This is a genomic window from Kitasatospora sp. NPDC004745, from assembly GCF_042873275.1.
GTDB lineage: Bacteria > Actinomycetota > Actinomycetes > Streptomycetales > Streptomycetaceae > Kitasatospora.
In genome coordinates, this window is record NZ_JBIALK010000004.1 from 333,488 (window position 1) to 357,280 (window position 23,793).

The 23,793-nt window shown below is 74.5% G+C and carries 18 protein-coding genes; 6 read left to right on the forward strand and 12 right to left on the reverse strand.

Annotated features, from left to right (window positions below; translation table 11 throughout):
* Positions 1-13: 13 nt before the first annotated feature.
* On the reverse strand, positions 14-2,023 hold the full coding sequence (locus ACFYUY_RS10490; protein ID WP_360214817.1) for an ABC transporter ATP-binding protein: 2,010 nt from the start codon (positions 2,021-2,023) through the stop codon (positions 14-16).
* 668 nt (positions 2,024-2,691) lie between these two features.
* Here ACFYUY_RS10490 and ACFYUY_RS10495 point away from each other — a divergent pair.
* Positions 2,692-3,288 carry a hypothetical protein gene (locus tag ACFYUY_RS10495; protein ID WP_360214820.1) on the forward strand — a complete coding sequence of 199 codons (597 nt, stop codon included), beginning with the start codon at positions 2,692-2,694 and terminating at the stop codon, positions 3,286-3,288.
* Positions 3,289-3,488: 200 nt separating this feature from the next.
* On the opposite strand, the gene katG is transcribed toward ACFYUY_RS10495, so the two are convergent.
* Positions 3,489-5,705, reverse strand: coding sequence for a catalase/peroxidase HPI (gene katG, locus ACFYUY_RS10500; RefSeq protein WP_387899870.1), 2,217 nt, complete (start codon positions 5,703-5,705; stop codon positions 3,489-3,491).
* Between the two features lie 188 nt (positions 5,706-5,893).
* Here katG and ACFYUY_RS10505 point away from each other — a divergent pair, with 188 nt between their 5' ends.
* Positions 5,894-6,307: a Fur family transcriptional regulator gene (locus ACFYUY_RS10505; protein WP_360214826.1), complete on the forward strand. Its 414-nt coding sequence runs from the start codon at positions 5,894-5,896 to the stop codon at positions 6,305-6,307.
* 73 nt (positions 6,308-6,380) lie between these two features.
* Here ACFYUY_RS10505 and ACFYUY_RS10510 read toward each other — a convergent pair whose 3' ends face one another.
* Complete coding sequence (locus ACFYUY_RS10510) at positions 6,381-7,700, reverse strand: cytochrome P450 (protein WP_387899872.1); 1,320 nt, start codon at positions 7,698-7,700, stop codon at positions 6,381-6,383.
* A 165-nt stretch (positions 7,701-7,865) separates the two neighbouring features.
* Entirely contained in the window at positions 7,866-8,753 is an 888-nt protein-coding gene (locus ACFYUY_RS10515) for a helix-turn-helix domain-containing protein (protein ID WP_387899874.1), read from the reverse strand.
* Positions 8,754-8,920: 167 nt separating this feature from the next.
* On the opposite strand from ACFYUY_RS10515, the gene ACFYUY_RS10520 reads away from it, so the two are divergent.
* Positions 8,921-9,583, forward strand: coding sequence for an NAD(P)-binding domain-containing protein (locus ACFYUY_RS10520; RefSeq protein WP_360214835.1), 663 nt, complete (start codon positions 8,921-8,923; stop codon positions 9,581-9,583).
* 82 nt (positions 9,584-9,665) lie between these two features.
* On the opposite strand, the gene galK is transcribed toward ACFYUY_RS10520, so the two are convergent.
* Positions 9,666-10,820, reverse strand: coding sequence for a galactokinase (galK, locus tag ACFYUY_RS10525; protein ID WP_360214930.1), 1,155 nt, complete (start codon positions 10,818-10,820; stop codon positions 9,666-9,668).
* Positions 10,821-10,873: 53 nt separating this feature from the next.
* Positions 10,874-11,974, reverse strand: a complete 1,101-nt coding sequence (gene galT, locus ACFYUY_RS10530; protein ID WP_360214838.1) for a galactose-1-phosphate uridylyltransferase — start codon at positions 11,972-11,974, stop codon at positions 10,874-10,876.
* A gap of 155 nt (positions 11,975-12,129) precedes the next feature.
* Between galT and ACFYUY_RS10535 the strand changes: the two genes are divergently transcribed.
* Positions 12,130-13,032 (forward strand): DeoR/GlpR family DNA-binding transcription regulator, encoded by a 903-nt coding sequence (locus ACFYUY_RS10535; RefSeq protein ID WP_387899876.1) that lies wholly within the window; start codon positions 12,130-12,132, stop codon positions 13,030-13,032.
* 16 nt (positions 13,033-13,048) lie between these two features.
* On the opposite strand, the gene ACFYUY_RS10540 is transcribed toward ACFYUY_RS10535, so the two are convergent.
* Genes ACFYUY_RS10540 through ACFYUY_RS10560 form a run of 5 tightly spaced genes read right to left on the reverse strand, consistent with a single transcriptional unit; the run spans position 13,049 to position 18,935 of the window.
* Positions 13,049-14,068, reverse strand: coding sequence for a LacI family DNA-binding transcriptional regulator (locus ACFYUY_RS10540; protein ID WP_360214844.1), 1,020 nt, complete (start codon positions 14,066-14,068; stop codon positions 13,049-13,051).
* A gap of 37 nt (positions 14,069-14,105) precedes the next feature.
* Positions 14,106-15,824, reverse strand: a complete 1,719-nt coding sequence (locus ACFYUY_RS10545; RefSeq protein WP_387899878.1) for a glycoside hydrolase family 36 protein — start codon at positions 15,822-15,824, stop codon at positions 14,106-14,108.
* Positions 15,825-15,826: 2 nt separating this feature from the next.
* A complete protein-coding gene (locus ACFYUY_RS10550; RefSeq protein ID WP_360214850.1) occupies positions 15,827-16,654 on the reverse strand; it encodes a carbohydrate ABC transporter permease in 828 nt (275 codons plus the stop codon).
* On the reverse strand, positions 16,651-17,595 hold the full coding sequence (locus ACFYUY_RS10555; RefSeq protein ID WP_360214853.1) for a sugar ABC transporter permease: 945 nt from the start codon (positions 17,593-17,595) through the stop codon (positions 16,651-16,653). Before ACFYUY_RS10555 ends, ACFYUY_RS10550 begins: the two co-directional genes overlap by 4 nt.
* Positions 17,592-18,935: an extracellular solute-binding protein gene (locus ACFYUY_RS10560; RefSeq protein WP_360214856.1), complete on the reverse strand. Its 1,344-nt coding sequence runs from the start codon at positions 18,933-18,935 to the stop codon at positions 17,592-17,594. The genes ACFYUY_RS10555 and ACFYUY_RS10560 overlap by 4 nt, the downstream gene beginning before the upstream one ends.
* A gap of 382 nt (positions 18,936-19,317) precedes the next feature.
* On the opposite strand from ACFYUY_RS10560, the gene ACFYUY_RS10565 reads away from it, so the two are divergent.
* Entirely contained in the window at positions 19,318-20,604 is a 1,287-nt protein-coding gene (locus ACFYUY_RS10565; RefSeq protein ID WP_387899880.1) for a hypothetical protein, read from the forward strand.
* Positions 20,605-20,724: 120 nt separating this feature from the next.
* On the opposite strand, the gene ACFYUY_RS10570 is transcribed toward ACFYUY_RS10565, so the two are convergent.
* Positions 20,725-22,713, reverse strand: coding sequence for a transglycosylase domain-containing protein (locus tag ACFYUY_RS10570; protein WP_387899882.1), 1,989 nt, complete (start codon positions 22,711-22,713; stop codon positions 20,725-20,727).
* Between the two features lie 235 nt (positions 22,714-22,948).
* On the opposite strand from ACFYUY_RS10570, the gene ACFYUY_RS10575 reads away from it, so the two are divergent.
* Entirely contained in the window at positions 22,949-23,614 is a 666-nt protein-coding gene (locus ACFYUY_RS10575) for a hypothetical protein (protein WP_387899884.1), read from the forward strand.
* The last annotated feature ends 179 nt before the right edge of the window (positions 23,615-23,793 follow it).

A 23,793-nucleotide genomic window follows, 5' to 3' on the forward strand; every position in this document is an offset into this window, starting at 1 on the left:
CCGCCATCCTCCCTCACGCCGGCTCCCCGGTCCGCTGGGCGGGGACGGCGCGGTCCCGCTGGAGGTCCAGCAGTTCGCGGAACAGCCCGTCCGGGCGGGCGGCCAGCTCGGCCCAGGTGCCGGTCTGCACGATCCGGCCGGCGTCCATCACGATCACCCGGTCGGCCACCGCCGCGTTGGCGATGTTGTGGGTGACGAGGAGGGTGATCCGCCCGGGGGCGAGGGCGCGCAGCGCGTGCAGGATGCGGTGCTCGGCGCGCGGGTCCAGGTCAGAGGTCGGCTCGTCCAGGATCAGCAGACCCGGGCTGCGCACCGTGCGGTACAGCGCCCGGGCGACGGCCGCGCGCTGCCAGCCGCCGCCGGACAGCTCGGCCCCGCCCCACCAGCCCTGGGCGAGCAGGGTGCGCCAGCCCGAGCGCAGCCGGGACACCACCTCGTCGAAGCCGGTCCGGGCCGCCGCCAGCTCCACGTCCGCCATCAGCCGGTCGGTGAGGTGCCCCAGGTGGATGTTCTCGGCCGCCCCGAGCGGCCAGCGGGCGAACTCCTGCGGCACCCGGGCCACCCGCGCCCACATCCCCTCGGCGTCCAGCTCCTCGACCGGCACGCCGTCCCAGCTGATCCGGCCGGACTGCGGCAGGTAGAGGCCGGAGAGCAGCTTCAGCAACGTCGACTTCCCGCTGCCGTTCTGGCCGATCACCGCGACCACCTCACCGGCCCGCAGGGTCATGCTGACGCCGCGCAGCGCCGGCTCCTGCTGCTCGCCGGGGTAGACGTGGCCGAGGTCCACGACCTCGACCAGCCGCGGCGCCCCGGGCAGCAGCCGGCCGCGCCGGATCCGGTGGCCGCCGGCCTCGTCCAGGAAGGTGAAGTAGTCGTCCAGGTAGAGGCCCATCCGGTAGAGCCGGGCGCCGTTGCCGACCAGGCCCTGCAGGCCGGACGACGCGGTGCGCAGCGCGAAGGTCGCCGTTCCGGCGGCGGCCAGGTCGATCCGCCCGCTCGCCACCAGGTAGAGCAGGGCGCCCCAGATCAGCGCGTGGCCCGCCCCGGTGCCGAGCGCGGCCAGCAGTGACACCTTCGCCGCCTCCCGGGTGGCCCGGTCGGTCGCCTCGACGATCTTGGCCTCCGCCCGGCGGTACTTCGCCATCAGGAACGGGGTGACCTGGTCCGAACGAACCTGGTCGGCACGGGTCTTGTCGACCAGGAACCAGCGGTAGACGCGCAGCGCCCCGCGGTCCTCGTTGGTGGTCACCGCGGCCAGGTAGTGGATCCGCGCGGTCCTCACGGCGGCCACCCCGGTCGGCACCGAGCCGAGCAGCAGCAGCGGTACCAGCCAGGGGTGGAGGGTCGCCAGGACGCCGGCCGCGGCCGCCAGCGAGACCGTGGAGGCGATCACGTCCTGGGCGTTCGACAGCAGGTCGGGCGTGGTCGAGGCGCCGCGGTCGGCGGCCTCCCACTGCTCGTTGTACGCGGGCTCGTCGTACGCCTTCAGCTCGGCCGCGCACCCGGCGGCGATCAGCGCCAGCTCCGCCTCCCGGGTGATCCGCGGCGACACCCGGCCGGACAGGCCGACCACCGCGATCCCCAGCACGGCGCGCAGCCCCGCGGACGCGGTCAGCAGCAGCAGCGACGGCGCGGCCGCCCGCAGGTGCTCCCCCACCGGGCCCGCCACCAGCAGCGCGTCCAGGGTGCCGGTGGTGGCGTACAGCGCGAGCGCACCGAACACGCCCGCGAGGGCCTGGCAGACCAGCAGCAGCACGGTCGACACCCGGTCGGCCGACCAGGCCAGCGCCAGCGCCCGACGCACCAGGTGGGGCAGGCGGCGCAGCATCGCGCCGGCGGACATCGAGGCGCCGGCCCGGGCCCGGCGGTCGCCGGGGAACCGCAGGCGCAGCTCCTCCTCGTGCTGGTCCTCGTGGTGTTCCTCGTGGTGCTCGTCCGGCTGTTCCGCGGGGTGCTCCTCGGGCCGGTGCTCCGGCGGGGCTTCGGTACGGGGTTCGGCGGGTTTCACGAACTGCTCGGACACGGTGGCTCCCTGCTCCCTGGTACGGCGGCCTGTGGCCGCGGCGGATCCGCAAACGGGCAGCCCTCACCGCCGGACGGGCGTGGCGGGGCGGCAGCGGTGCCGGTGGGCACTCTGCGAAGGGGCGGGCTGCCGGTGCGGACCCCGATCCTGGCAGCGGTGCGCGGGGCCGCCCGGCGTGTCCCGGCCGGTCTCACTCGATCCGGGCGATTCCGTGTCGGCGACGGCGAGTTGGTGGCGGCCGATCACCGGAAGCGTCCGCGGACACCGGGGCTGCGCGGCCGGGTGCCGGGGCATCCGGACGAGCCCGCTGATCCCGCCGACCGGATGCGGCGGGAGGTTCCGGCGGTACCGATCATTTGGCGGACGCGGTTCTCCGGACGCGGGCGGCCACCCTGCCTCGGGCGATCGCCGGGAGCCGTCAGGAGGGCGTCGGGAGCCGTCAGGAGGGCGCCCGGGGCGGGTGGACCGCCGGACGCCTCCGGCGGTGGCCCAGACCTGTCCGGAATCCGGGCGGTGGCGGGCGCCCCGGCCGGGCCCCTGGTTTGAACGGGCCCGGCCGGGCAGGCCCCGCCGCCCGTCGCTCCTGTGGCCGGGCCGGGCACCGAGGGTCACGATGGGAACCCGGACACCCCCGTGGCCGCACCCGGCCCCGGCCCGAACGGAGTGCGATGAGCGACCAGCACAACGTCGTCCTGCTGACCCTTCCGAGCGCCGACGAGTGGCGCCCGGCCTTCGACGAGGCGCAGCGGCTGCCGGGCCTGCGACAGGCGGCGGCCCTGGAGCGCAGCGCCGACGGGCTGCTGGAGGTCCGGGACACCTTCACCAAGGGCGCGGGCGTCACGACCGTCGGGTCCGGCGTCCTCGGCGGCCTGGTCGGGATGCTCGGCGGCCCGATCGGCGTCCTGCTGGGCTTCGCCGCGGGCGCGGCGATCGGCAACGCCGCCGAGGAGCACTACGCGACGGAGGGCGGCGCCGGGCTGATCATGCTGTCGCCGCGCGTCCCGGACGGCGGCGCCATGATCGTCCTGGAGCTCCGGGAGGCCTCCCCCGGCCCGGCCGACGAGCTGGCCGCCGGGCACGGGGCCGCCGTCGAGCGCATCGACGCGCAGACCTTCACCGAGCAGCTCCGGGCCGCCCAGCACAAGGCCGAGGAGCAACGGGCCGAGGAACAGCGGGCCGCGGAGGGGCAGGCCGCGGCGGAGACCGGAACGGCGGCGGCCCCGGACGGGCCCGCCGGGGAGCGGAAGGCCGCCGACGACGCCTGAGCACCCGCCCCGGCCCGCCGCCGCGCCGCCCGGACGCACGACGGGGCCCGGGGGCGAACCCCCGGGCCCCGTCCCGCGTCGAGCGGGAACCCACGGCCGTGACCACCCGGCCGTGATCACCGGGCTGTGACCACCCGGCCGTGACCACTCAGCCGGAGTCACCCGGCCGGCAACACCCGATCGTGATCACTCCACCGCGATCAGACCAGGTCGAACCGGTCGAGCTCCATGACCTTGGCCCAGGCCGCGACGAAGTCCGTCACGAACTTCGCCCCGGCGTCGTCGCTCGCGTAGACCTCGGCGACGGCGCGCAGTTCGGAGTTGGAGCCGAAGACCAGGTCGGCCCGGCTGCCCGTCCACCGGACCGCGCCGCTCGCGTCGCGGCCCTCGAAGGTGTGCGCGTCCTCGGACGTGGCCTTCCAGCTGGTGTCCAGGTCGAGCAGGTTGACGAAGAAGTCGTTCGTCAGCGCCCCGGGGGTGTCGGTGAGGACGCCCAGCGCGGACTGCCCGTGGTTGGCGCCCAGCACCCGCAGACCGCCGACGAGCACGGTCAGTTCGGGGGCGCTGAGGCTCAGCAGGTTGGCCTTGTCGAGGAGCAGGAACTCGGCCGGCAGGCGGTTGCCCTTGCCGACCCAGTTGCGGAAGCCGTCGGCCGTGGGCTCCAGCGCGGCGAAGGAGTCGACGTCGGTGAGCTCCTGGGTGGCGTCCACCCGGCCCGGGGTGAACGGCACCTCGACGGCGTGGCCGGCCGCCTCGGCGGCCTGCTCGACACCGACGGCGCCGGCCAGCACGATCAGGTCGGCCAGCGAGACCTGCTTCGCCCCGGCCCGTCCGTTGAACTCCTGCTGCACGCCCTCCAGGGTGCGCAGCACCGCGGCCAGCCGGTCGGGCTCGTTGACCTCCCAGCCGATCTGCGGCTGGAGCCGGATCCGGGCGCCGTTGGCACCGCCGCGCTTGTCGCTGCTGCGGAAGGAGGAGGCGGCCGCCCAGGCGGTGGAGACCAGCTCGGCCACCGACAGGCCGGTGGCGGCGATCCGCTGCTTGAGGTCGGCGACGTCGGCGGCGTCGACCGCCTGGTGGGTGGCGGCCGGCAGCGGGTCCTGCCACAGCAGCACCTCGCTCGGCACCTCGGGGCCGAGGTAGCGCACCACCGGGCCCATGTCACGGTGGGTGAGCTTGTACCAGGCGCGGGCGAACGCGTCGGCGAGCTGGTCGGGGTTCTCCAGGAAGCGCCGGGAGATCGGCTCGTAGATCGGGTCGAAGCGCAGCGAGAGGTCGGTGGTGAGCATCACCGGGGCGTGCCGCCGGGCCGGGTCGTGCGCGTCCGGGACGGTGCCCGCGCCGGCGCCGTCCTTGGGCTTCCACTGGTGGGCGCCGGCGGGGCTCTTGGTGAGCTCCCACTCGTAGCCGAACAGCGTCTCGAAGAAGCTGTTGTCCCAGGTGGTCGGGGTGGCGGTCCAGGCGCCCTCCAGGCCGGAGGTGATGGCGTCGCCGCCGACGCCGGTGCCGTAGGAGCTCTTCCAGCCGAGGCCCTGCTGCTCGATCGGCGCGGCCTCGGGGTCGGGGCCGACGTTGTCCGCGGGGCCGGCGCCGTGGGTCTTGCCGAAGGTGTGGCCGCCGGCGATCAGCGCGACGGTCTCCTCGTCGTTCATCGCCATCCGGTAGAAGGTCTCGCGGATGTCGCGGGCGGCGGCGATCGGGTCCGGGTTGCCGTTGGGGCCCTCGGGGTTGACGTAGATCAGGCCCATCTGGACGGCGGCGAGCGGGTTCTCCAGCTCGCGGTCGCCGGTGTAGCGCTCGTCGCCGAGCCAGGTGGTCTCCGGGCCCCAGTAGACGTCCTCGTCCGGCTCCCACTCGTCGACGCGGCCGCCGCCGAAGCCGAAGGTGGTGAGGCCCATGTCCTCCAGGGCCACGTTGCCGGCCAGGACGATCAGGTCGGCCCAGGAGAGGCTCCTGCCGTACTTCTTCTTCACCGGCCACAGGAGGCGGCGGGCCTTGTCCAGGCTGGCGTTGTCGGGCCAGCTGTTCAGCGGGGCGAACCGCTGCTGGCCGCCGCCGGCGCCGCCGCGGCCGTCGCGGATGCGGTAGGTGCCGGCGCTGTGCCAGGCCATCCGGATCATGAACGGGCCGTAGTTGCCGTAGTCCGCCGGCCACCAGTCCTTGGACGTGGTGAGCACCTCGGAGATGTCCCGCTTGACGGCCGGGAGGTCGAGCGCGCTGAACGCCGCGGCGTAGTCGAAGTCCCCGCCGAGCGGGTTCGCGACGGCCGGGTTCTTGGCGAGGATCTTCAGGTTGAGCCGTTCCGGCCACCACTGGCGGTTCCCGCCGCCCTGGGTCGGGTGCAGTGCCCGCCCGTGGTTCACCGGGCAGCCCTCCGCCTTCGCGTCGACAACGACTGCATCGTGGTTCTCAGACATGGGAATCCTTCCCTACAAGGCGGATCACGGTGTCTTCTGCTACCTAGGCTATCGCCGGAGCCGATCCTACGATGGACGCAATCCAAGTCAAGAAAGACACCAAACCCATATCCGATCGGGATTCGGAGAGAAGCCGACAACGGTTGGTAAAATCCGGTCTTCCCATTGACCTGAATAGGTGAACCGATATGAGTGACCTGCTGGAGCGGCTGCGCGGGCGCGGCTGGCGACTCACCTCGCAGCGGCGTGTCGTGGCGGAGGTCCTGGACGGCGAACACGTTCACCTGACCGCCGACGAGGTGCACGCCAGAGCCGCCGAGCGGCTGCCCGAGATCTCCCGGGCCACCGTGTACAACACCCTCGGCGAGCTGGTCACCCTCGGCGAGGTCATCGAGGTCGCCACCGACGGCCGCGCCAAGCGCTACGACCCCAACGCCCACCACCCCCACCAGCACCTGGTCTGCACCCGCTGCGGCACCATCCGCGACGTCCACCCCGTCGGCGACCCGCTCGCCGACCTCCCGGCCGACCAGCGCTTCGGCTTCGCCGTCTCCGACGCCGAGGTCACCTACCGGGGGCTCTGCCCGACCTGCGCCGGCTGACCCCCGGCACCCCTCCCCCGGCGACCGGCCGGCGGCACCCGGCCCGTGCCCGTCCCGCCCGCCTGCCCGCCGGTCACCCGACCGGCCAGCGGACCGGCAGGCTCTTCAGACCGTTCTGGAAGTTGGAGACCAGCCGTCGCGGCGGCCGCCCGGGCACCGGTTCCAGCCCGGGCAGCAGCTCGGCCACGTGACGCAGCACCGATCGCATCTGCAGGCGGGCCAGTCGGGCGCCCGGGCAGAAGTGCGGGCCGAACCCGAAGCTGACGTGGTCGTTCGGGGTGCGGGTGACGTCGAGGCGGTCCGGTTCGGGGAACACCGCCTCGTCCCGGTTCGCGGAGGCGTGGTAGACCACCACCTTGTCCCCGCGGCGGATCCTCCGGCCGCCGAGCTCGACGTCCCGGGTCGCCGTCCGGCGGAAGTCGATGACCGGCGGCCAGTAGCGGAGCAGCTCCTCCACCGCCGAGTCCGTCGTTTCGGGCCGCTCGCACAGCAGTCGGTACTGGTCCGGGTAGGCGAGCAGCGCGTGCAGGCCGCCGGGCAGGCCGTTGCGGACGGTCTCGTTCCCGGCGACGGCGAAGAGGAAGAACATCGTCTCGAACTCCGCCGCGCTCAGGCCCGCCGCGAGGGTCCGGGCGAGGATGCCGCCGCCGGACCGGGGGCGGCGGGCCAGGGCGTGCGCGTAGGCGAACATGTCGGCGAGGGCGGCCCGCGAGCGCGGGTTGACGGGGCGCCCGTCCGGAGCGGTCCGGCTGGTGGGGCGGTGTGCCAGGGCGGCGCGGCCGAGGTCGGTCAGCCCCGCCGGGTCGGTGGTGCCGGAGCCCGCGTAGTCGTCGTCCTGGTAGCCGATCACCCGGTTCGCCCAGTCCCGCAGCAGCCCCCGGTCCTGTTCCGGCACGCCCATCACCCGGGCGAGGGTCCACACCGGCAGGTCGGCGGCGAGCCGGACGAAGTCCGCGGAGCCGGCCGGTCGCACGGCCTCGACCAGCTCCCGGGCCCGGGCGTCGACGGCCTCGGCCAGCTCGGCCACGGCGCGCGGGGTGAACGCGGCGGCGACGATCCGGCGCAGCCGCGCGTGGTCGGGCGGGTCCTGGTTGAGCATCATGGCGCGGGCGAAGTCCAGGTCGGCCGGGGAGTCCGGGTCGCGGATCTGGGTCGCGCCGAGGTGGGAGGAGTACAGCTCGGGGCTGCGCAGCACGTGCTTCACGTCCGCGTGCCGCAGCACCGCCCAGTAGCCGCGCCCGGCCGGCCAGTCGCCGACCGCGGGCTCCTCCACCCACCAGACCGGCGCCTCGGCCCGCAGCTCCCGGAACAGCCCGTACGGCACGCCGTCGGCGTAGGTGGCGGGCAGGAAGATCCGGTTCACCCGTTCCTGCCGCGCGCGGTCGAGGGTCACGTGGACGGACGGTACGGCAGCCCGGGGCGCCGCGCCAGGGTGGCCGCGGGTACGCGTCCGGCACGTCCGGTGCAGCCGGTGCAACCGCCGGTTCCGCCGCGGCGGCGGGATCCTGACGCCGCGGCACCGTCCGCCTCACGGCGTGGCGCGGCCCCGGACCACCGCTCAGGGCCGGCCCGGCGACTCGGGCAGCGCCGCGCGGGTGGCCGGCGGCTCGGGGTGGGGGTGGGCGGACCAGGAGAGGAGGAGGCGCAGGGCGTCGTCGGAGGGGGTGCCGGGGTCGGCGGTGTAGGTGATCAGGGCCTGGCCGGGGTCGTCGGCGGGGCGGAGGGTGTCGTAGACGAGGTCCAGCGGCCCGACCACGGGGTGCTGGAAGACCTTCCGGCCGGAGGTCTTGTCGGCGACCGGGTGCTCCGCCCACAGCCGTCGGAACTCCTCGCTCCGGACGGAGAGTTGACCGACGAGTTCGGCCAGCCTGGGGTCGTCGGGGCGGCGGCCGGCCTCCAGGTGGAGGAAGGCGACGTTCTCGCGCGAGCAGGTCTCCCAGTTCGCGTAGAGCTCGCGCGAGGCCGGGTCGAGGAAGGTGATCCGCGCGATGTTGCGGTCCTCGGGGGCGAGCGCGGCGTAGTCGCCGAGGAGGGCGACGGCGGCGCGGTTCCAGGCCAGCACGTCCATCCGGTGGCCCATCACCAGGGCCGGGGTGTGGTCGAGTTGCTCCAGCAGGCGCAGCAGGGACGGCCGGGGCTGCTGGCGCGCGGTGCGGCGGGGGCGGGCGGTGCGGCCGGCGGGGCGGGCGAGGCGGTGCAGGTGGCCGGCCTCGTCGGGGGCCAGGCGCAGGGCGCGGGCGACGGCGTCGAGGACGGCCTCCGACGGGTTGCCGACGCGGCCCTGTTCGAGCCGGGTGTAGTAGTCGACGCTGACCCCTGCGAGGTGGGCGAGCTCCTCGCGGCGCAGCCCGGCGACCCGGCGGCGGCCGCCGTAGTCGGGCAGGTCGACGTCCTCGGGGCGCAGCTGGCCGCGGCGGGTGCGGAGGAACTCGCTCAGGGTGCTCATACGGGTGATTCTCGCCCCTCGGCGCGCCGCCGTGCCTGGCCCTGCCAGGACCAGGTTCCGGGCCTCCGCGCGGCCGCGAACGCCTCTCCGGGGCGGGAATCGGATCGGCCGGCCGGTCGTTGGGGCTGGGCGACGGGTACGGAGCGACGCGTGAAGAGGGGCTTCCCATGAAGATCGGCATCATCGGCGCGGGCAACATCGGCGGCAACCTGACCCGGCGGCTGACGGCGCTGGGGCACGACGTGTCGGTGGCGAACTCGCGCGGCCCGGAGACACTCGGCGCCCTGGTCGAGGAGACCGGCGCGAAGGCCGTCACGGCCGTCGAGGCCGTCGAGGGTGCGGAGGTCGTGGTGGTCACGGTGCCGCTGAAGAACGTGCCGGACCTGCCCGCCGGGCTGCTGGGCGGGCTGGGCGAGGGCGTCGTGGTGATCGACACCGGCAACTACTACCCGAAGGAGCGCGACGGCCGGATCGACGAGATCGAGGACGGCGGGCTGACGGAGAGCCGGTGGACGGAGCGCCGGCTCGGCCACCCGGTGGTGAAGGCCTTCAACGGCACCTACGCGCAGGACATCGTGGACCGCCCGCGCCCGGCGGGTGACCCGGAGCGCCTCGCCGTCCCGGTGGCCGCGGACGACGAGGCGGCCAAGCGCGTGGTGCGCTCGCTGATCGAGGAGCTGGGCTTCGACACCGTCGACGCGGGCGGCATCGACGACTCCTGGCGGCAGCAGCCGGGCACCCCGGTGTACGGGCTGCGCGCCGGGGTGGCGGCCGTGACCCGGGCGCTCGCGGAGGCCTCCCCGGAGCGCCCGGCGGCGCACCGCGCCTGACCCGGGGCCGGGCGCGGACCCGAGCGCCCGGACCCGAGCCTGGCCCGCGCCTGACCCGCGCCCGACCCGCGCCTGACGGGCCCTAGGAGAGGCGGCGCGCCCCCTCGGCCGGGACGGCGGTCAGGGTGCGCGGGGCCCGGTGTCCCGCGGCGCGGAAGGCGGCGGTGACGGCGGCGGCGACGTGCTCGGCGGCGTCCTCGTCGACGAGGGCGATGACGGACCCGCCGAAGCCGCCGCCGGTCATCCGTGCGCCGTGGGCGCCGGCGGCGACGGCGGCCTCGACCGCGAGGTCGGTCTCCGGGCAGGAGACCCGGTAGTCGTCGCGCAGCGAGGCGTGTCCGGCGGTGAGGATCGGGCCGAGCGCGGCGAGGTCGCCGGCGTCCAGGTGGGCGACGGCGGCCGTGACGCGCTCGTTCTCGGTGACCACGTGCCGGACCAGCGGCCGCAGTTCCGCGGGGAGCCGGGCCAGGGCGCCCGGCAGGTCGGCCGGCCCGAGCGCGCGCAGGGCGGGCAGGCCGAGCAGGGCGGCGGCCCGTTCGCAGCCGGCCCGCAGCGCGGCGTAGGCGCCGTCGCCGAGGTCGTGCTTGACCCGGGTGTCGAGCACCAGCAGGGCGAGTCCGGCGCCGGCGAGGTCGAACGGCACCTGCCGCATGGCGAGGTCCCGGCTGTCCAGGTGCAGGGCCGCGCCCGGGCGGCAGCACATCGAGGCCGTCTGGTCCATGACCCCGCAGGGGACGCCGACGAACGCGTTCTCGGCCCGCTGGGCGAGCAGGGCGAGTTCGGGCGCGGTGAGGCCGAGCCCGTACAGGTCGTTGCAGGCGAGCGCGACGGCGCACTCCAGGGCGGCCGAGGAGGAGAGGCCGGCGCCGCCGGGCACGTCACCGTCGAACCGGAGGTCGGCGCCGTCGACCGGGTGCCCGGCCTCGCGCAGGGTCCACACCACGGCGGCCGGGTAGGCCGCCCAGCCGGCGACGGAGCCGGGGGCGAGGTCGGCGACCCGCAGTTCGGTGACCGCGGCGTCGCCCTGGGCGGACCAGAGCCGCAGCACGCCGTCCGCGCGGCGCCGGGCCTGGGCGCGGACGGTCTGCGGGAGGGCGATCGGGAGGACGAACCCGAGGTTGTAGTCGGTGTGTTCACCGATCAGGTTGACCCGGCCGGGGGCGGCCCACTCGCCCTCGGGGGCGTGGCCGTAGAGCTCCTCGAAGGTGGCCGGCGGGGTGTTCGGCGCGGTGTTCACGGGGTGCGCGGTGCTCGGCGGGGTGCTCGCGGTGTCCGCGGGGTGCTCGGTGTTCACGGGGTGGCCTCCCGCAGCCGTCGGGCCGCGTCCTCGGGGGTGACGTCGTTGACGAAGGCGTCCATGCCGGACTCGACCCCGGCCAGGTACTTGAGCTTGTCGGCGGTGCGCCGGATGGTGAACAGCTCCAGGTGCAGGGCGAGTTCGTCGCGCCGCCCGGCGGGGGCCTGGTGCCAGGCGGAGATGTAGGGGGTGCGGCCGCCGCCGAAGAGGCGGTCGAAGCGGCGCAGCAGCTCCAGGTACAGGCCGGGGAACTCGGCGCGCTGCGCCTCGTCGAGGGCGGTGAGGTCGGGCACCCTGCGGTGCGGGTGAAGGTGCACCTCGTAGGGCCAGCGGGCGGCGTAGGGGACGAAGGCCGTCCAGTGCTCGCCGGTGAGCACCACCCGGGCGCCGTCGGCGCGTTCGGCGGCGACGAGGTCCTCGAAGAGGTTGCGGCCGGTGGCGGCGCGGTGCCGCTCGGCGCGGGCGGCCATCCGTTCGGTGCGCGGGGTGGTGAAGGGGAAGGCGTAGATCTGCCCGTGCGGGTGGGCGAGGGTGACGCCGATCTCGGCGCCGCGGTTCTCGAAGCAGTAGACCTGCCGGACGCCGGGCAGGGCGGCGAGTTCGGCGGTGCGGTCGGTCCAGGCGTCGAGGACGAGACGGGCGCGTCGTTCGTCGAGGTCGGCGAAGGAGGCGTCGTGGTCGGCGGTGAAGCAGACGACCTCGCAGCGGCCGGTGCCGGGGCCGCTGGTCCACGGCCCGTCTGCCGGGTGCACCGGTGCCGCCGTCCCGGCCAGGGCGGGGAAGCGGTTCTCGAAGACGGCCACCTGGTAGTCCTCGGCCGGGATCTCGCTGAGCCGGCCGTCCCGGGACGGGCAGAGCGGGCACTCCTCGGCGGGTGGCTGGTAGGTGCGGGCCTGGCGGTGGGCGGCGATGGTGACCCAGTCCCCGGTGGCCGGGTCGAGCCGGATCTCGGAGCCGTGGGCGGGCGGGTCGAGCGGTCGGCGGTCGACGGCGTCCCGGGGGACGGCCTCCCCGCTGTCGTAGTAGATCAGCTGCCGCCCGTCCGCGAGTGTGGTCACGGTCCTGGCGGTGGGCTGGGTCAGGGTCCCGGCCATGGCCTTCGTCCCTCTCTTCGGGCTAGCTATCCGACACGAAACAACATTATCCAACATTATCCATCAGACCTGGCTGTCCGGAAGCCGTCCGCGCCTGCCATGATGGCGGTGACCGTGACCGGTCGGACCACCCCCCACCCCGAGGAGGCCCCCCGATGGCTGACAGCGCCCAACCGCTCGCCGGGCAGCGCCGCGTGCTGATCCTGGAGCAGGTCCGCGCGCGCGGCGGTGTCAGGGTGACCGAGCTCGTCCGGGACCTCGGGGTGTCCGACATGACGATCCGCCGCGACCTGGACGCGCTGGCCCGCCGCGGGCTGGTGCACAAGGTGCACGGCGGGGCGGTGCGGATCGAGGCGCCGGCCAGCGGCGAGCCCGGGTTCGAGACCAAGGCGCACTGGGAGCTGCCCGCCAAGGAGGCGATCGCCCGGGCCGCCGCCGCCCTGGTGCCGCCCGGCTCGGCCGTCGGACTGGCGGCCGGGACGACCACCTTCGCGGTCGCCCGGCACCTGCGCGCCGTCGAGGGCCTCACCGTGGTCACCAACTCGCTGCGGATCGCCGAGCTGCTGGAGCAGCCCGACGAGGACGGCACGCCCGCCACCGCCACGGTGATCCGCACCGGCGGCGTCCGCACCCCCTCGGACGCGCTGGTCGGACCGGTCGCCGACCAGGCGATCCGCTCCCTGCACGTCAACGTGCTGGTCATGGGCTGCCACGGGCTGTCCGCCGAGACCGGGCTGACCACCCCGAACCTCGCTGAGGCGGAGACCAACCGGACCTTCCTGCAGTCCGCCCGGCGGGTGGTCGTGGTGGCCGACCACACCAAGTGGAACGCGGTCGGCCTGGCCTCCTTCGCCGAACTGGACCAACTGGACGTGCTGGTCACCGACGACGCGCTGCCGGCCGAGCACCGGGCGGCGGCGGCCGGGCTGGTCGGCGAGCTGATCGTGGCAGCCTCCGGCGAGGGCGGTACCGGTGCCGGTGCCGGTGCCGGTGGCGCTGCCGCTGCCGGTGGCAGTGCCGGCACCGGCGGCGGCGAGGCCAACGGGGGCACCCCGTAGCGGACGCCGTGGCCGCTCACCCCGAGCTGGCCCGCACCACCAGCTCGGCCGGCAGCTCCAGCCCCTCCCCCGGCGCCCCGCCGCCCCGCACCTGGTCGAGCAGCCGCTCCACCAGCGCGACCGCGATCGCCCGCAGCGGCAGCCGCACCGAGGTGAGCGCGGGGTGCAGGTGCCGGCAGAGCGGCGTGTCGTGGAAGCCGGTGACGGCCACCCCGGCGGGCCCGACCGCCAGCCCCTCGGCCCGCACCGCCTCGTAGACGTCCAGCGCCAGCAGGTCGCTGCCCGCCACGAAGGCCGTCGGCCGCTCCCGCCCGCCCAGCAGCTCCCGCACCGCCGCCACGTCCGGGCGCGCCGCCGTCACCGCGGAGAGGCCGAGCCGCCGCGCCTCGGCGAGGAAGCCGGCCCGCCGGGCGGCCATCCACGGCAGCTCCTCGGCGCGGCCGAGGTAGCCGATCCGCCGGTGGCCCAGCCCCGCCAGGTGGCGCACCACCGCGGCGGTCGCCGTGTCGTTGGCGATGTCCACCCAGTGCTGCGGTTCCCCCGGGCCGGTCCGTCCGAAGGCGACGAACGGGACGCCGACCCGGGCCGCGTGCGCGATCCGGGGGTCGTCGCGCAGCACGTCGGCGAGGACCAGTCCGTCGACCTGACGGGCCGCCACCAGTTCGTCGATGGCGGCCAGCGGGTCGGTGCCGCCCGGGGCCGGGCGGAACAGCAGCACCCGCTGGCCCCGGGCCCCGGCCGCGTCGACCAGGGCCTCCAGGAAGCCGGCCATCAGCGGGTTGGGGTCGAGGGGGTCGTCCACCGGGGCGAGGTAGCCGAGGGTGCGCCGGGCGCCGCTGCGCAGCGACCGGGCCGACTGGTCGGGCTGGTAGCCGAGCTCGCGGACGGCCGTGCGCACCCGCTCCAGGGTGTCCGGGCGGACCCGCTGGGGCGCGTTGAGCGCGTTGGAGACGGTCTGCCGGGACACCCCGGCCGCACGCGCGACCTCCTCGATCGTGGTGGCGCCGCGGCGCGGTCGGCGGGTTCCCTCGGGCATCGCAGCTCCCAGCACGGTTTCTCGGACGGCCGGTCGGTCAGACCGCCGGGCGGCGCAGGGTCAGCAGTCCACCGCGCGGCACGGGCACGACGCCCGCCCCGCCGAGGTCGATCCCGCCCTGCCGGACGATACGCCCCCGGGCGTCCTGCACGGTGGCCTCGGCCGTCCCGCTGCCGCCGGTGAGCCGGACGTCCGGGTCGGCGTCGGCGTTGGCGACCAGCAGGGTGCGCCAGCCGTCCCCGGAGACGTCCACCGGCAGCGCGGCGTAGCGGGCGACCGCGACGGTGCCGCCGCCGACGGCGGTGACCATCGGGTAGCCGAGGTCCGGCCGGGCCGGGCGCAGTTCGCCGAGCTGCAGGGTGCCCGCGTGCTCGCGGAAGACGCCGAGCCAGAAGGCGATCGCCTCGCGCTGGGCGGTGCTCTGCGCCGCGAGGTCGACGGACACCTGCGGCACCGAGAACAGCACGTTGATCAGGTGGCAGGCGATCTGCTCCGGCGGCTCGGCCGGGTGCCACATCAGCATGTCGGCGTGGACCGGGACGGGCCCGGCGGCGAGCCGCACGTCGACGGTGCGCTGGCGGTTCTCCTGCGGGCTGAGCGGGCAGTCGGTGGCGCGGATCATGGTGACGTACGGCCACAGGTCGGGGCTGACGTACGGCTGGCGGTACTCGATCATCGCCTCCGGCTTCACCACGGCGATCCGGCGCCGGATCCCGGCGAGCAGCCGCTCCACGCCCTCGTCGACGCTCTCGCAGTCCGCTCCGGGCCCGGCGGGCGGGGCGTCGGCGCGGGCGAACCAGTCGACGAAGTCGACCTTGAGCCCGTCCATGCCCCACTCCTCGACGGCCCGGGCGAGCCGGCCGATCAGGAACTCGCGGACCTCCGGGTGGCGCGGGTCGGCGACGATCGCGCCCATGTGGGCGGCGTCGGCGAGCGCGTACCCGCCGATCCGCTCGAAGGCGGCGCTGTCCTTGCCGATGAACGGCAGCGCGTACCAGAGCAGGTACTGCACGCCGAGGTCGTGGACGCGCCGCACGTGGGCGGCGGTGTCGGGCAGCGAGACCGGCTCCCAGTCCCCGCAGTGCGCGTAGCCGCGGGTGCGGTCGGCGGTCATCCACCCGTCGTCGACGATGATGACGTCCATGCCGAGCTCCTTGCCGAGCGCGGCCTGCGTCTCCACCGCCTCCGGCGAGACGTCCTGGTGCATCGAGTACCAGGTGGAGTAGGCGGGGCGGCGGGCGGCCGGCGGGATGTCGGCCTCGCGGCCGGTCCACCACCAGGCGGCGAGGCCGGCCAGGCAGCGGGCGAAGTGGCGGCGCGAGGTGTCGATGCGGACGGTGAGCCGGCCGGCGGCCTGGGCCCAGAACCGGAACTCGCCGGTCTCCTCGAGCACTCCGGCGCCGGCCAGGACGTCGGCACGCTCGGCGGCGAAGGCGCAGAGCGCCACGTCGCCGGTGCCGATCAGGGCGGCGATCGGCGCGCCGTTGGCCAGGCTGGTGCGGCGCGGGGCGCTCCAGGCGGCGGGCAGCCAGCCGGTGCCGCGCGGCTCCGGGGTCCAGAAGGCGGTGGCGTCGACGCACGGCAGGCGCCACTCGATCCGGACCTCGCCCTCGCCCTCGGCGGTCACCTCGAGGATGCCGTCGCCCACCTCGCGGGCCGTCGCCGCGCCGCTGACCCGCAGGTCCAGGCCCTGGGCGGGCAGCGGGCGCAGGCCGCCGGCCGCGGCGGGGGCGTGCGGTTCCCAGATCTCGGTCATGCTCAGCCTTTCGTGGCGCCGGCCAGCAGGCCGGAGATGAACTGCCGCTGGAGGACCAGGAAGAGGACCATCATCGGCAGGGTGGACAGCGCGGTGCCGGAGAGGATCGCGCCGTAGTCGGTGGTGCTCTTGTTGCCGTAGAGCGTCGCGATGGCCACCGGGAGGGTGTGCATCTCCGGGCTGCGCAGCGCGATCAGCGGCCAGACGAACTGGTTCCAGGAGCCGAGGAACAGGAAGATCGACAGAGCCGCCAGCACCGGCCGCATGACCGGGACGACGACGCTCCACAGGACCCGCAGCTCGCCCGCGCCGTCGACCCGGGCGGCGTCCAGCAGTTCGTCGGGCAGGCTGGTGAGGGACTGCCGCATCAGGAAGATCGCGAACGGCACGCAGAGCCCGGGCAGGATGATCGCCTGGTAGGAGTCGAGCAGGCCGAAGCTCATCATCATCTTGAACAGCGGGACCAGCATGACCTGTTCGGGCACCACGAGGGTGGAGAGCAGCAGCCCGAAGAGCAGGCTCCGCCCGCGGAAGCGGAACTTGGCGAAGGCGTAGCCGGCCAGCAGCGCGACGACCAGCGCACCGGCGGTCTGCACGCCGGCGACCAGCAGCGAGTTGCCGACGACCCGGAGCAGGCCGATCTTGTGCTGGAGGCGTTCGAGGTTGTCGCCGAGGGCTCCGCCGGGCAGCAGCTTGGGCGGCCAGTCGAAGATCTCGGAGTCCTTGCGGGTGGTGGCGATCACCAGCCAGTAGAACGGGCCGACGGACAGGCCGGTGACGCCCGCCAGCAGGAAGGTCAGCGGCCAGCCCCGCAGTTTCGTGGACTTCACTTGTCGCGCTCTCCCATCAGGCGCATCTGGACCGCGCCGAGCACCGACACCAGCAGGGTGAGCGCGTAGGCGATGGCGGAGGCGTAGCCGAAGTCGAAGTACCGGAAGCCGTTCTGGTACAGGTACATGGAGACGGTCAGGCTCGCGTTGTCCGGCCCGCCGCCGGTCAGCACGTAGGGCTCGTCGAAGAGCTGGAGCGTGCCGATGGTGGACAGCACGACGGTGAACAGCAGCACCGGGCGCAGCGCCGGGACGGTGATGGCGGTGAAGCGCCGGACGGGGCCCGCGCCGTCGACCATCGCGGCCTCGTACAGCTCCCTGGGGATGCCCTGCAGGCCGGCCAGGTAGATCACCGCGTTGTACCCGGTGTAGTGCCAGGTGAGCACCAGGACGACGGACATCCGGGCCCAGAACGGCTGCCCGAGCCAGTCGACGGTGGGCAGGCCGACGGCGTCCAGCAGCCAGTTGACCGCGCCGTGGTCGGTGTTGAGCAGGAAGGCGAACATCACGCCGGTGGCGACCAGGCCGGTGACGGCCGGCATGAAGACGCCGAGCCGCCAGACGGCCCGCCAGCGGACCAGGACGGAGTTGATGCCGACGGCCATCAGCAGGGCCAGCCCGAGCATCAGCGGCACCTGGACGACGAGGATCTGCGCGGTGTTGCCCAGCGCCGTCCAGAACAGCGGGTCGTCCAGCAGCCGACGGTAGTTGGCCAGGCCGGCGCCGCGGGTGGCGGCGCCGGATCCGGTGGTGAACGACAGCAGCAGCGAGTCGACGATCGGGTAGGCCTTGAACAGCCCGAAGGCGATCAGGGCGGGGGCGAGCAGGAGGTACGGCAGGGCGGTGCGCCGCCGCCGGGCCCGGCGGTGGGCCCGCTCGGCGGCCGGCCCGGCCGGGGCGCCGGGCCGGGTCGGGACGGCGGGTCGGGTGGCGGTGGTCATGCGATGCCGCGTCCGGTCTGCTGGGCGAGCTGCTTGGCGGCGTCCTGGAGGACGGCCGCCGGGTCGCCGCCCTTGAGGAAGACCTTGGTCTGGGCGTCGCTGGCGAGCTTGAGGGCGCGGGCGTAGTCCCCGGAGTAGTTGGTCGGGTCGCCGCCGTCGGTGGCGAGCTCGGCGAAGGTCCGCAGGACCGGCTGGCCGCCGAAGTACGCGCTGGGCTTGGCGTACATCGGGTCGCCGTAGGCCTCGGTGAGGGCGGGGAAGACGCCGCCGGCGTCGAACATGCTGTTGACGGAGGCGGGGCGGGTGAGCGCGTACTCGACGAACTTCCAGGCGGCGCGGCGGCGCGGGCTGGAGCCGGCGACGGCCAGGTGGGTGGAGTTGACCAGGGCGGTGCGCTTCCCGCCGGCGGTGACGGCCGGGGGCTTGGCGAGGCGCCAGTTGCCGCTCTGGTCGGCGAACTTGGTCTCCAGGTAGTGCGCGGCCCAGGCGGGCATCGGGGCGATGGCGAGCTTGCCGGCCTTCATCAGGGTGGACCAGCCCTGGTCGCCGGGGGCGTCGGCGACCAGCCCCGCGTCGTCGAGGCGCTTGAGGGTGGCCAGGGCGCGGACGTCGGGCTCGGAGCCGAGGGTGACCTTGCCCTGGAGGTCGAAGTAGAAGGCGCCCTGGAGCTGCATCAGGGACTGCAGGAAGTCCAGGTCGGGGCTGGGGTTGGCGGCCTTGTTGATGCCGATCAGCGAGATGCCGGGGTTGGCGGCCTTGAACCGGTCGGCGATCGCGATCAGGTCGTCCCAGGTGGCGAGGGTGGCCGGGTCGACGCCGGCCTTGTCGAAGTAGTCCTTGCGGTAGAAGAAGCCGAGCGGGTTGACCTCCCAGGGCAGCGCGTAGGCGTGGCCGTCCTTGCCGCTGACGACCGGCCACAGGCCCTTGGCGAACTTGTCGCGGTGGGCGTCGGCGCCGAACGCGGAGAGGTCGGCGAGGCCGCCGGGGAACTTCTCCAGGTATCCCGGGAGGTAGTCGCAGCCGATGTGCAGGACGTCGCCGAGGCCCTGGCCGCCGGCCGCGAGGCCGACGGTGATCTTGTCCCAGATGGCGGGGTTGCCGATGTCCTGGACGTCGACCTTGATGCCCGGGTTGTCCTTCTCGAAGGCCGGGACGACCCCGCGCAGGGCGGCGGCGGCCGTGGCCCAGGACCAGACGGTGATCGTGCCGGTCTCGGCGTCCCCGCCGGAGCCGCCGCCCGAGCCGGAGTCGCCGCAGGCCGCGAGCGTGCCGCCGGCGGCCAGGGCCAGCAGGCCCGCGCCCGAGGCGCGGAGCAGGTCGCGACGGGAAAGGTGTGACATTGCATTCCTCTCGACGGGGTGGCACGAGGTGGGGGCGGAGTGAAGGGGGATGGGTGGGGCCGCTCAGGGCATCGCGGAAGCCCGGGTTCGATTTGAACGTTCAAACACACAAAAGAAACCAGAACCAAACAGGTTCGAACGGGCGGGTCACAGCAAACGCCCACCCTCCCCGCGCCGTCAAGACCCCGGCACGCGGAGAACCGGCTCCGAAACCGTTCCGTTATCCGCCCGCTCCGACCCCGGCGAATCCCCTGACAACCCGAACGAGGCCCCAGGTGATCTTCATCAGTGACAGGTCGACGTATTCGAAATACAGCTGACGCAGCGTCAAACCCGTGGTGCAGGACCTCGGGACCGCGGCGTCGGGGAAGCGGAGGACAGTGTGCGGACCGCCCGTGGCGTGGCCGCCCTGCTGGCGGTGGGGGTCCTCGCGGCCCTCTCCCTGGCCGCGGACGGCTCCGGCCCGCAGGACAGACCCGCCGAGGCCGGGGCCGCCGAGACCGCCGGGGCCGAAACCTCTGCCGCGGACGGCACGGCCGGGGGCGCCGGGGCCGCGGCGGCCACGCCGTCCGGGCCGCCCGCCCCCACACCGGCCTGGGACGGCCGGGTCAGGGTGCTCGGCGACGGCTCCACCTCCGACACCGGCCCCCAGCCCGGGCCGCTCAAGCCCGAGAAGCTGAAACCCGGCGAGAAGCCCCCGCAGTTCGTGGTCTTCTCCTGGGACGGCGCCCTGGAGGGCGACGACCACCTGTTCTCCCGCTTCCGCAGGCTCGGCGCGGAGAACAACGCCCGGATGACCTTCTTCCTCAGCGGCATCTACACCCTGCCGAAGGCCAAGCGCACCCTGTACCACCCGCCGCGGCACGACCCCGGCACCGCCTCCATCGACTTCGCCACCGACGGCCACATCAAGGACACCCTGGAGCAACTGCGCCTCGCCTGGCAGGAGGGCAACGAGATCGGCACGCACTTCAACGGGCACTTCTGCAACGCCAAGGGCGGAAAGGACTGGACCACCGAGGAGTGGCGGAGCGAGCTCGACCAGGCCGTCTCCTTCGTCACCCACTGGAAGACCAACACCGGCCTCAAGAACCTCCCGCCGCTGCCCTTCGACTACACCAAGGAGCTCGTCGGCGGCCGGGCCCCCTGCCTGGAGGGTCAGCAGGCGCTGCTCCCGGCCGAGAAGGCCGTGGGTTTCCGGTACGACGCCAGCTCACCGGGCGAGTTCCAGGTCTGGCCCGGAAAGAAGGAGGGCCTCTGGAACTTCCCGCTCCAGCTGCTGCCCTACCCGGGCCGGTCGGCCCAGGGCCTCTCGATGGACTTCAACTTCCTCGCCGGCCAGTCCGGGAACACCTCCGAGGGCGACCCCAGGAAGTACGCCGCCTGGGAGAAGGAGACCAGGGACAGCTACCTCAGCGGCTTCGAACGGGTCTACAACGGCAGCCGGGCCCCGCTCTTCATCGGGAACCACTTCGAGACCTGGAACGGCGGCATCTACATGCAGGCCGTCGAGGACGTGATGAGGAGCGTCTGCAGGCGCGACGGCGTCCGCTGCGTCTCCTTCCGCGAGGTCGCCGACTGGCTGGACGCCCAGGACCCCAAGGTGCTCGACAAGCTGCGCCGGCTGGACCCGGGGCAGCCCGGGGACTGGTCACGGCCGACCCGCTGACCCCGCTGTGGTGGCCGTGGTGCCGGCGCCACGGCCACCACGGCCACCACGGCCCGCGACGGGCCCGCGACGGCGGGGGCGCCACCGGACCGCCGCCCGCCGCGGCCGGGCACCACCGCCCTACCGGCCGCCGGTCGCCCTGGTGTACGAGGTCCAGATCCGGCCCGGCAGGGCGGAGTCCGGGGTGTCCGGGGCGGCGCCGCCCACCCCCTCCAGGGAGAGCAGCTTCATGTCCTTCAGGTCCGCCCGGAAGACCGTCACCGCCGTGGACGTCCGCCCGTCGTAACCGACCCACCACCCGGCGGTGCGGTCCGGCGTGGTGCCGGGCTTCCCGGCCAGGTCGGGCCCGGCCTCCGCCGCCGGGCGGGCGCTCCCGGTGCGCACCGCGCCCTTGAGCGCCGCGTCCACCTCCCGCGCGGCGGCCGCGGGCAGCGCCCGCACCGGCGCCGGCAGGCGCAGCGCGAGCGGCTCGCCGTTGCGGGTGATCCTCAGCACCGAGTACGGGTCCGTCCGGCTGCCGCCCCCGGCGAAGGCGGTGTAGGCGCCCGCGGTCCGGATCGCGCTCGGGGTGGAGTTCCCGGCCGCGAAGGCCGGCACCAGGTCCCCCATGCTGCCCGGCAGCAGGCCCAGGTCAACGGCGGTGCGCTGCACCTGCTCCAGGCCGACGTCCATCCCGAGCTGCACCAGCGGCCCGTCGACGGACTGCTCCACCGCGTTCCTGAGGGTCACCGTGCCCCAGTCCCGGCCGCCCTCGTTCACGGTCCTCACGATCTTGCCGTCGCTGCCCCAGTACGGCCCCTCCGGGGTCATCACCTTGACGCCGTTGTCGCCGTCGTAGGTCGTCGTGGGCAGCACCGGGGTGCGGGCGCCGCCCCGGCGGCGCTGCACGCCCTGGCTGAGCCCCGCCGCGTACACCAGCGGCGTGAAGGCCGAACCCACCGGCACCGTCGTGGCGTTGGCGTTGTCGAAGCCCTGCTTGAGGTAGTCGGGGCCGCCGTACAGCGCGACCATCCTCCCGTCCAGGGCCACCGAGGCGGCACCGACCCGCAGCAGCCGGTCGGCCTCCCGGCGGCCGGGGTCGACGCCGCTGGTGGCGTCCTGCACGGCCGCGGCCAGGGCATCGACCCGCGGCTTCTCGAAAGTGGTGAAGACCTGGTGGCCACCGAGGTCGAACTGGGCCGCGGTGATGTCGGCGTGGCTCTCCGCGTAGCTCCTGGCCATGTCCACCAGGTAGCCGATCTGGCCGCTCAGCCCCGCCGCCCTCGGCTGCGGCCTCGGCTCGGGGAAGACCGTGTACCGGGCGCGTTCGGCGGCGGAGAGCCGGCCGACCTCGACCATCCGGTCCAGGATCCAGGACCACCTGTCCTCGGCCCGGCGGCGGTTGTCCGCGCCGATCGCCGGATCGAACTGCCCGGCCCCGTTCAGCACGGCGGCCAGGAACGCCCCCTCGCTCGGATCGAGCTCCGAGACGTCCTTGCCGTAGTACGCGGCCGCGGCCCGCTCGATGCCGTAACTGCCGCGCCCGAACCAGCTGGTGTTCAGGTACCCGGCCAGGATGTCCTGCTTGCTCATCCGGTGGTCCAGCTTGATCGCGATGACCATCTCGCGCGCCTTGCGGGACACGTCCTGGCGCTGGTTCAGGTAGATGTTCTTGACGTACTGCTGGGTGATCGTCGAGCCGCCCTGGGTGTCGCCGCCCGAGACCATCTGCACGACCGCGCGGCCGATGCCGGTGAGCGAGATCCCCGGATCCTCGTAGAAGGTCTCGTTCTCGGCCGCCAGCACGGCCCACTGCACCGGCTCCGGCACCCGGTCCAGCGGCACCTCCTGCCGGTTGATCTGGCCCACCCGCGCCATCTCGGTGCCGTCCGCCCAGTAGTAGACGTTGTTCTGCTGGGTCGCGAAGGAGTTCAGGTCCTCCGGGACGGCCGTCCGGACGAAGAACCAGGCCACCAGCCCGACCGGCGCCGCCGCCGCGGCCCCCGACACCAGGAGCAGCAGCCGCCAGGACGGCAGCCAGCGGCGCACCCCGCGCCGCCCGCGGCGCGGGTAGTCGATCCACCGACGCCGCCCGGACGTCCCGTCCCCGCCGGCCCGATCAGCACGCACAATCCCGCCTCCGACTCACTCGTGGGCATACAGACCCCCCGCAGGGACAGATGCGGTGGGGGCCCGTGCAGGGAAGCCGGGATTCGGTGTGATCATGGTCATACCGAGCGGGGCCGCCGGCCGCCGCACCGGTGCGCGCCCACCGGACAGTCCGAGGGCGGGCCGTCCCGCGCGGGGAGCTCGAGCACACCGCGGGGGTCGAGCACCCTCGCCGCAGCAGCACACCGGAGAAGCCGTGAAACTGTCCGTCGCCGTCCACCGGGCCCGCCTGGGAGCCGACGAGTTCCGGGTCCTCCGGCCCGCCCGGCCGCCGGCCCGCGCCCTGCTCGTCGACCACGACCGGTACCTGGGCGCGTACCTCGACCACACCGCCGCCCTGACCGTCGCCGGACTGTGGCTGCTCGCCGCCCGCTCACCGCGCTCGCTGATCCACCTGCCGCTGCGGGCCAACCGCCCGCCGGCCGGGGCGGAACCGGACGGCGCCGGCCGGTACCTCGACCTTGTCCTCCTGCACCACTCGCTGCGGTTCGCCCCCGCGCGCTGGAAGCAGCTGCGCGGCCGCCTCGGCCCCGGCCGCCCCGGGACCGCGGACCTGCCCGAGGCGGACCACGACGCCGGCACGGAGCCCGACTTCGCGGCCCGGCACCACCGGGAGAACCGCGACCTGTTCCACCAGCACCTCCACGCCGAGACGCTGTTCATGACCGGCAGCGCCAAGGTCTTCCGGGAGACGGCACGGCACTTCCTCGACGTCGCCCGCGAGGGCCCGGTCCACACGCCGCTCCACCCCGGACGCCCGCACTACTGCACGGAACTGCACACCAACGACGGCGTCCTCGGCAACGCCCGCGAGATCCACATCGAGTACTGCGACGCCTGGGACGCCCCGGGCAAGGCCTGAACGGCCGACCGGGGGCGCCGCGCGCCGGGCCCGGCCGGCCGGCCGGGGACCCGACCACGTCGGCTTCCCCCGTGGAGAAGCGGTTCTGACCCCTCGACAGCCGGCCGGGCAGGAGAAACGATCACCGTATACTTCTGCGGCCCCGGCGGCCGCCGGGCCGGCGGGAGGGGACACCGGGA

Excerpts from the sequence above, each read along its gene's own strand:
- ACFYUY_RS10540 (WP_360214844.1), bottom strand. The coding sequence starts at position 14,068 with ATGCCCGAGGGAACCCGCCGACCGCGCCGCGGCGCCACCACGATCGAG.
- ACFYUY_RS10560 (WP_360214856.1), bottom strand. The coding sequence starts at position 18,935 with ATGTCACACCTTTCCCGTCGCGACCTGCTCCGCGCCTCGGGCGCGGGC.
- ACFYUY_RS10505 (WP_360214826.1), top strand. The coding sequence starts at position 5,894 with ATGAGTGACCTGCTGGAGCGGCTGCGCGGGCGCGGCTGGCGACTCACC.
- ACFYUY_RS10495 (WP_360214820.1), top strand. The coding sequence starts at position 2,692 with ATGAGCGACCAGCACAACGTCGTCCTGCTGACCCTTCCGAGCGCCGAC.
- katG (WP_387899870.1), bottom strand. The coding sequence starts at position 5,705 with ATGTCTGAGAACCACGATGCAGTCGTTGTCGACGCGAAGGCGGAGGGC.
- galT (WP_360214838.1), bottom strand. The coding sequence starts at position 11,974 with ATGGCCGGGACCCTGACCCAGCCCACCGCCAGGACCGTGACCACACTC.
- ACFYUY_RS10515 (WP_387899874.1), bottom strand. The coding sequence starts at position 8,753 with ATGAGCACCCTGAGCGAGTTCCTCCGCACCCGCCGCGGCCAGCTGCGC.
- ACFYUY_RS10535 (WP_387899876.1), top strand. The coding sequence starts at position 12,130 with ATGGCTGACAGCGCCCAACCGCTCGCCGGGCAGCGCCGCGTGCTGATC.
- ACFYUY_RS10545 (WP_387899878.1), bottom strand. The coding sequence starts at position 15,824 with ATGACCGAGATCTGGGAACCGCACGCCCCCGCCGCGGCCGGCGGCCTG.
- ACFYUY_RS10555 (WP_360214853.1), bottom strand. The coding sequence starts at position 17,595 with ATGACCACCGCCACCCGACCCGCCGTCCCGACCCGGCCCGGCGCCCCG.
- ACFYUY_RS10520 (WP_360214835.1), top strand. The coding sequence starts at position 8,921 with ATGAAGATCGGCATCATCGGCGCGGGCAACATCGGCGGCAACCTGACC.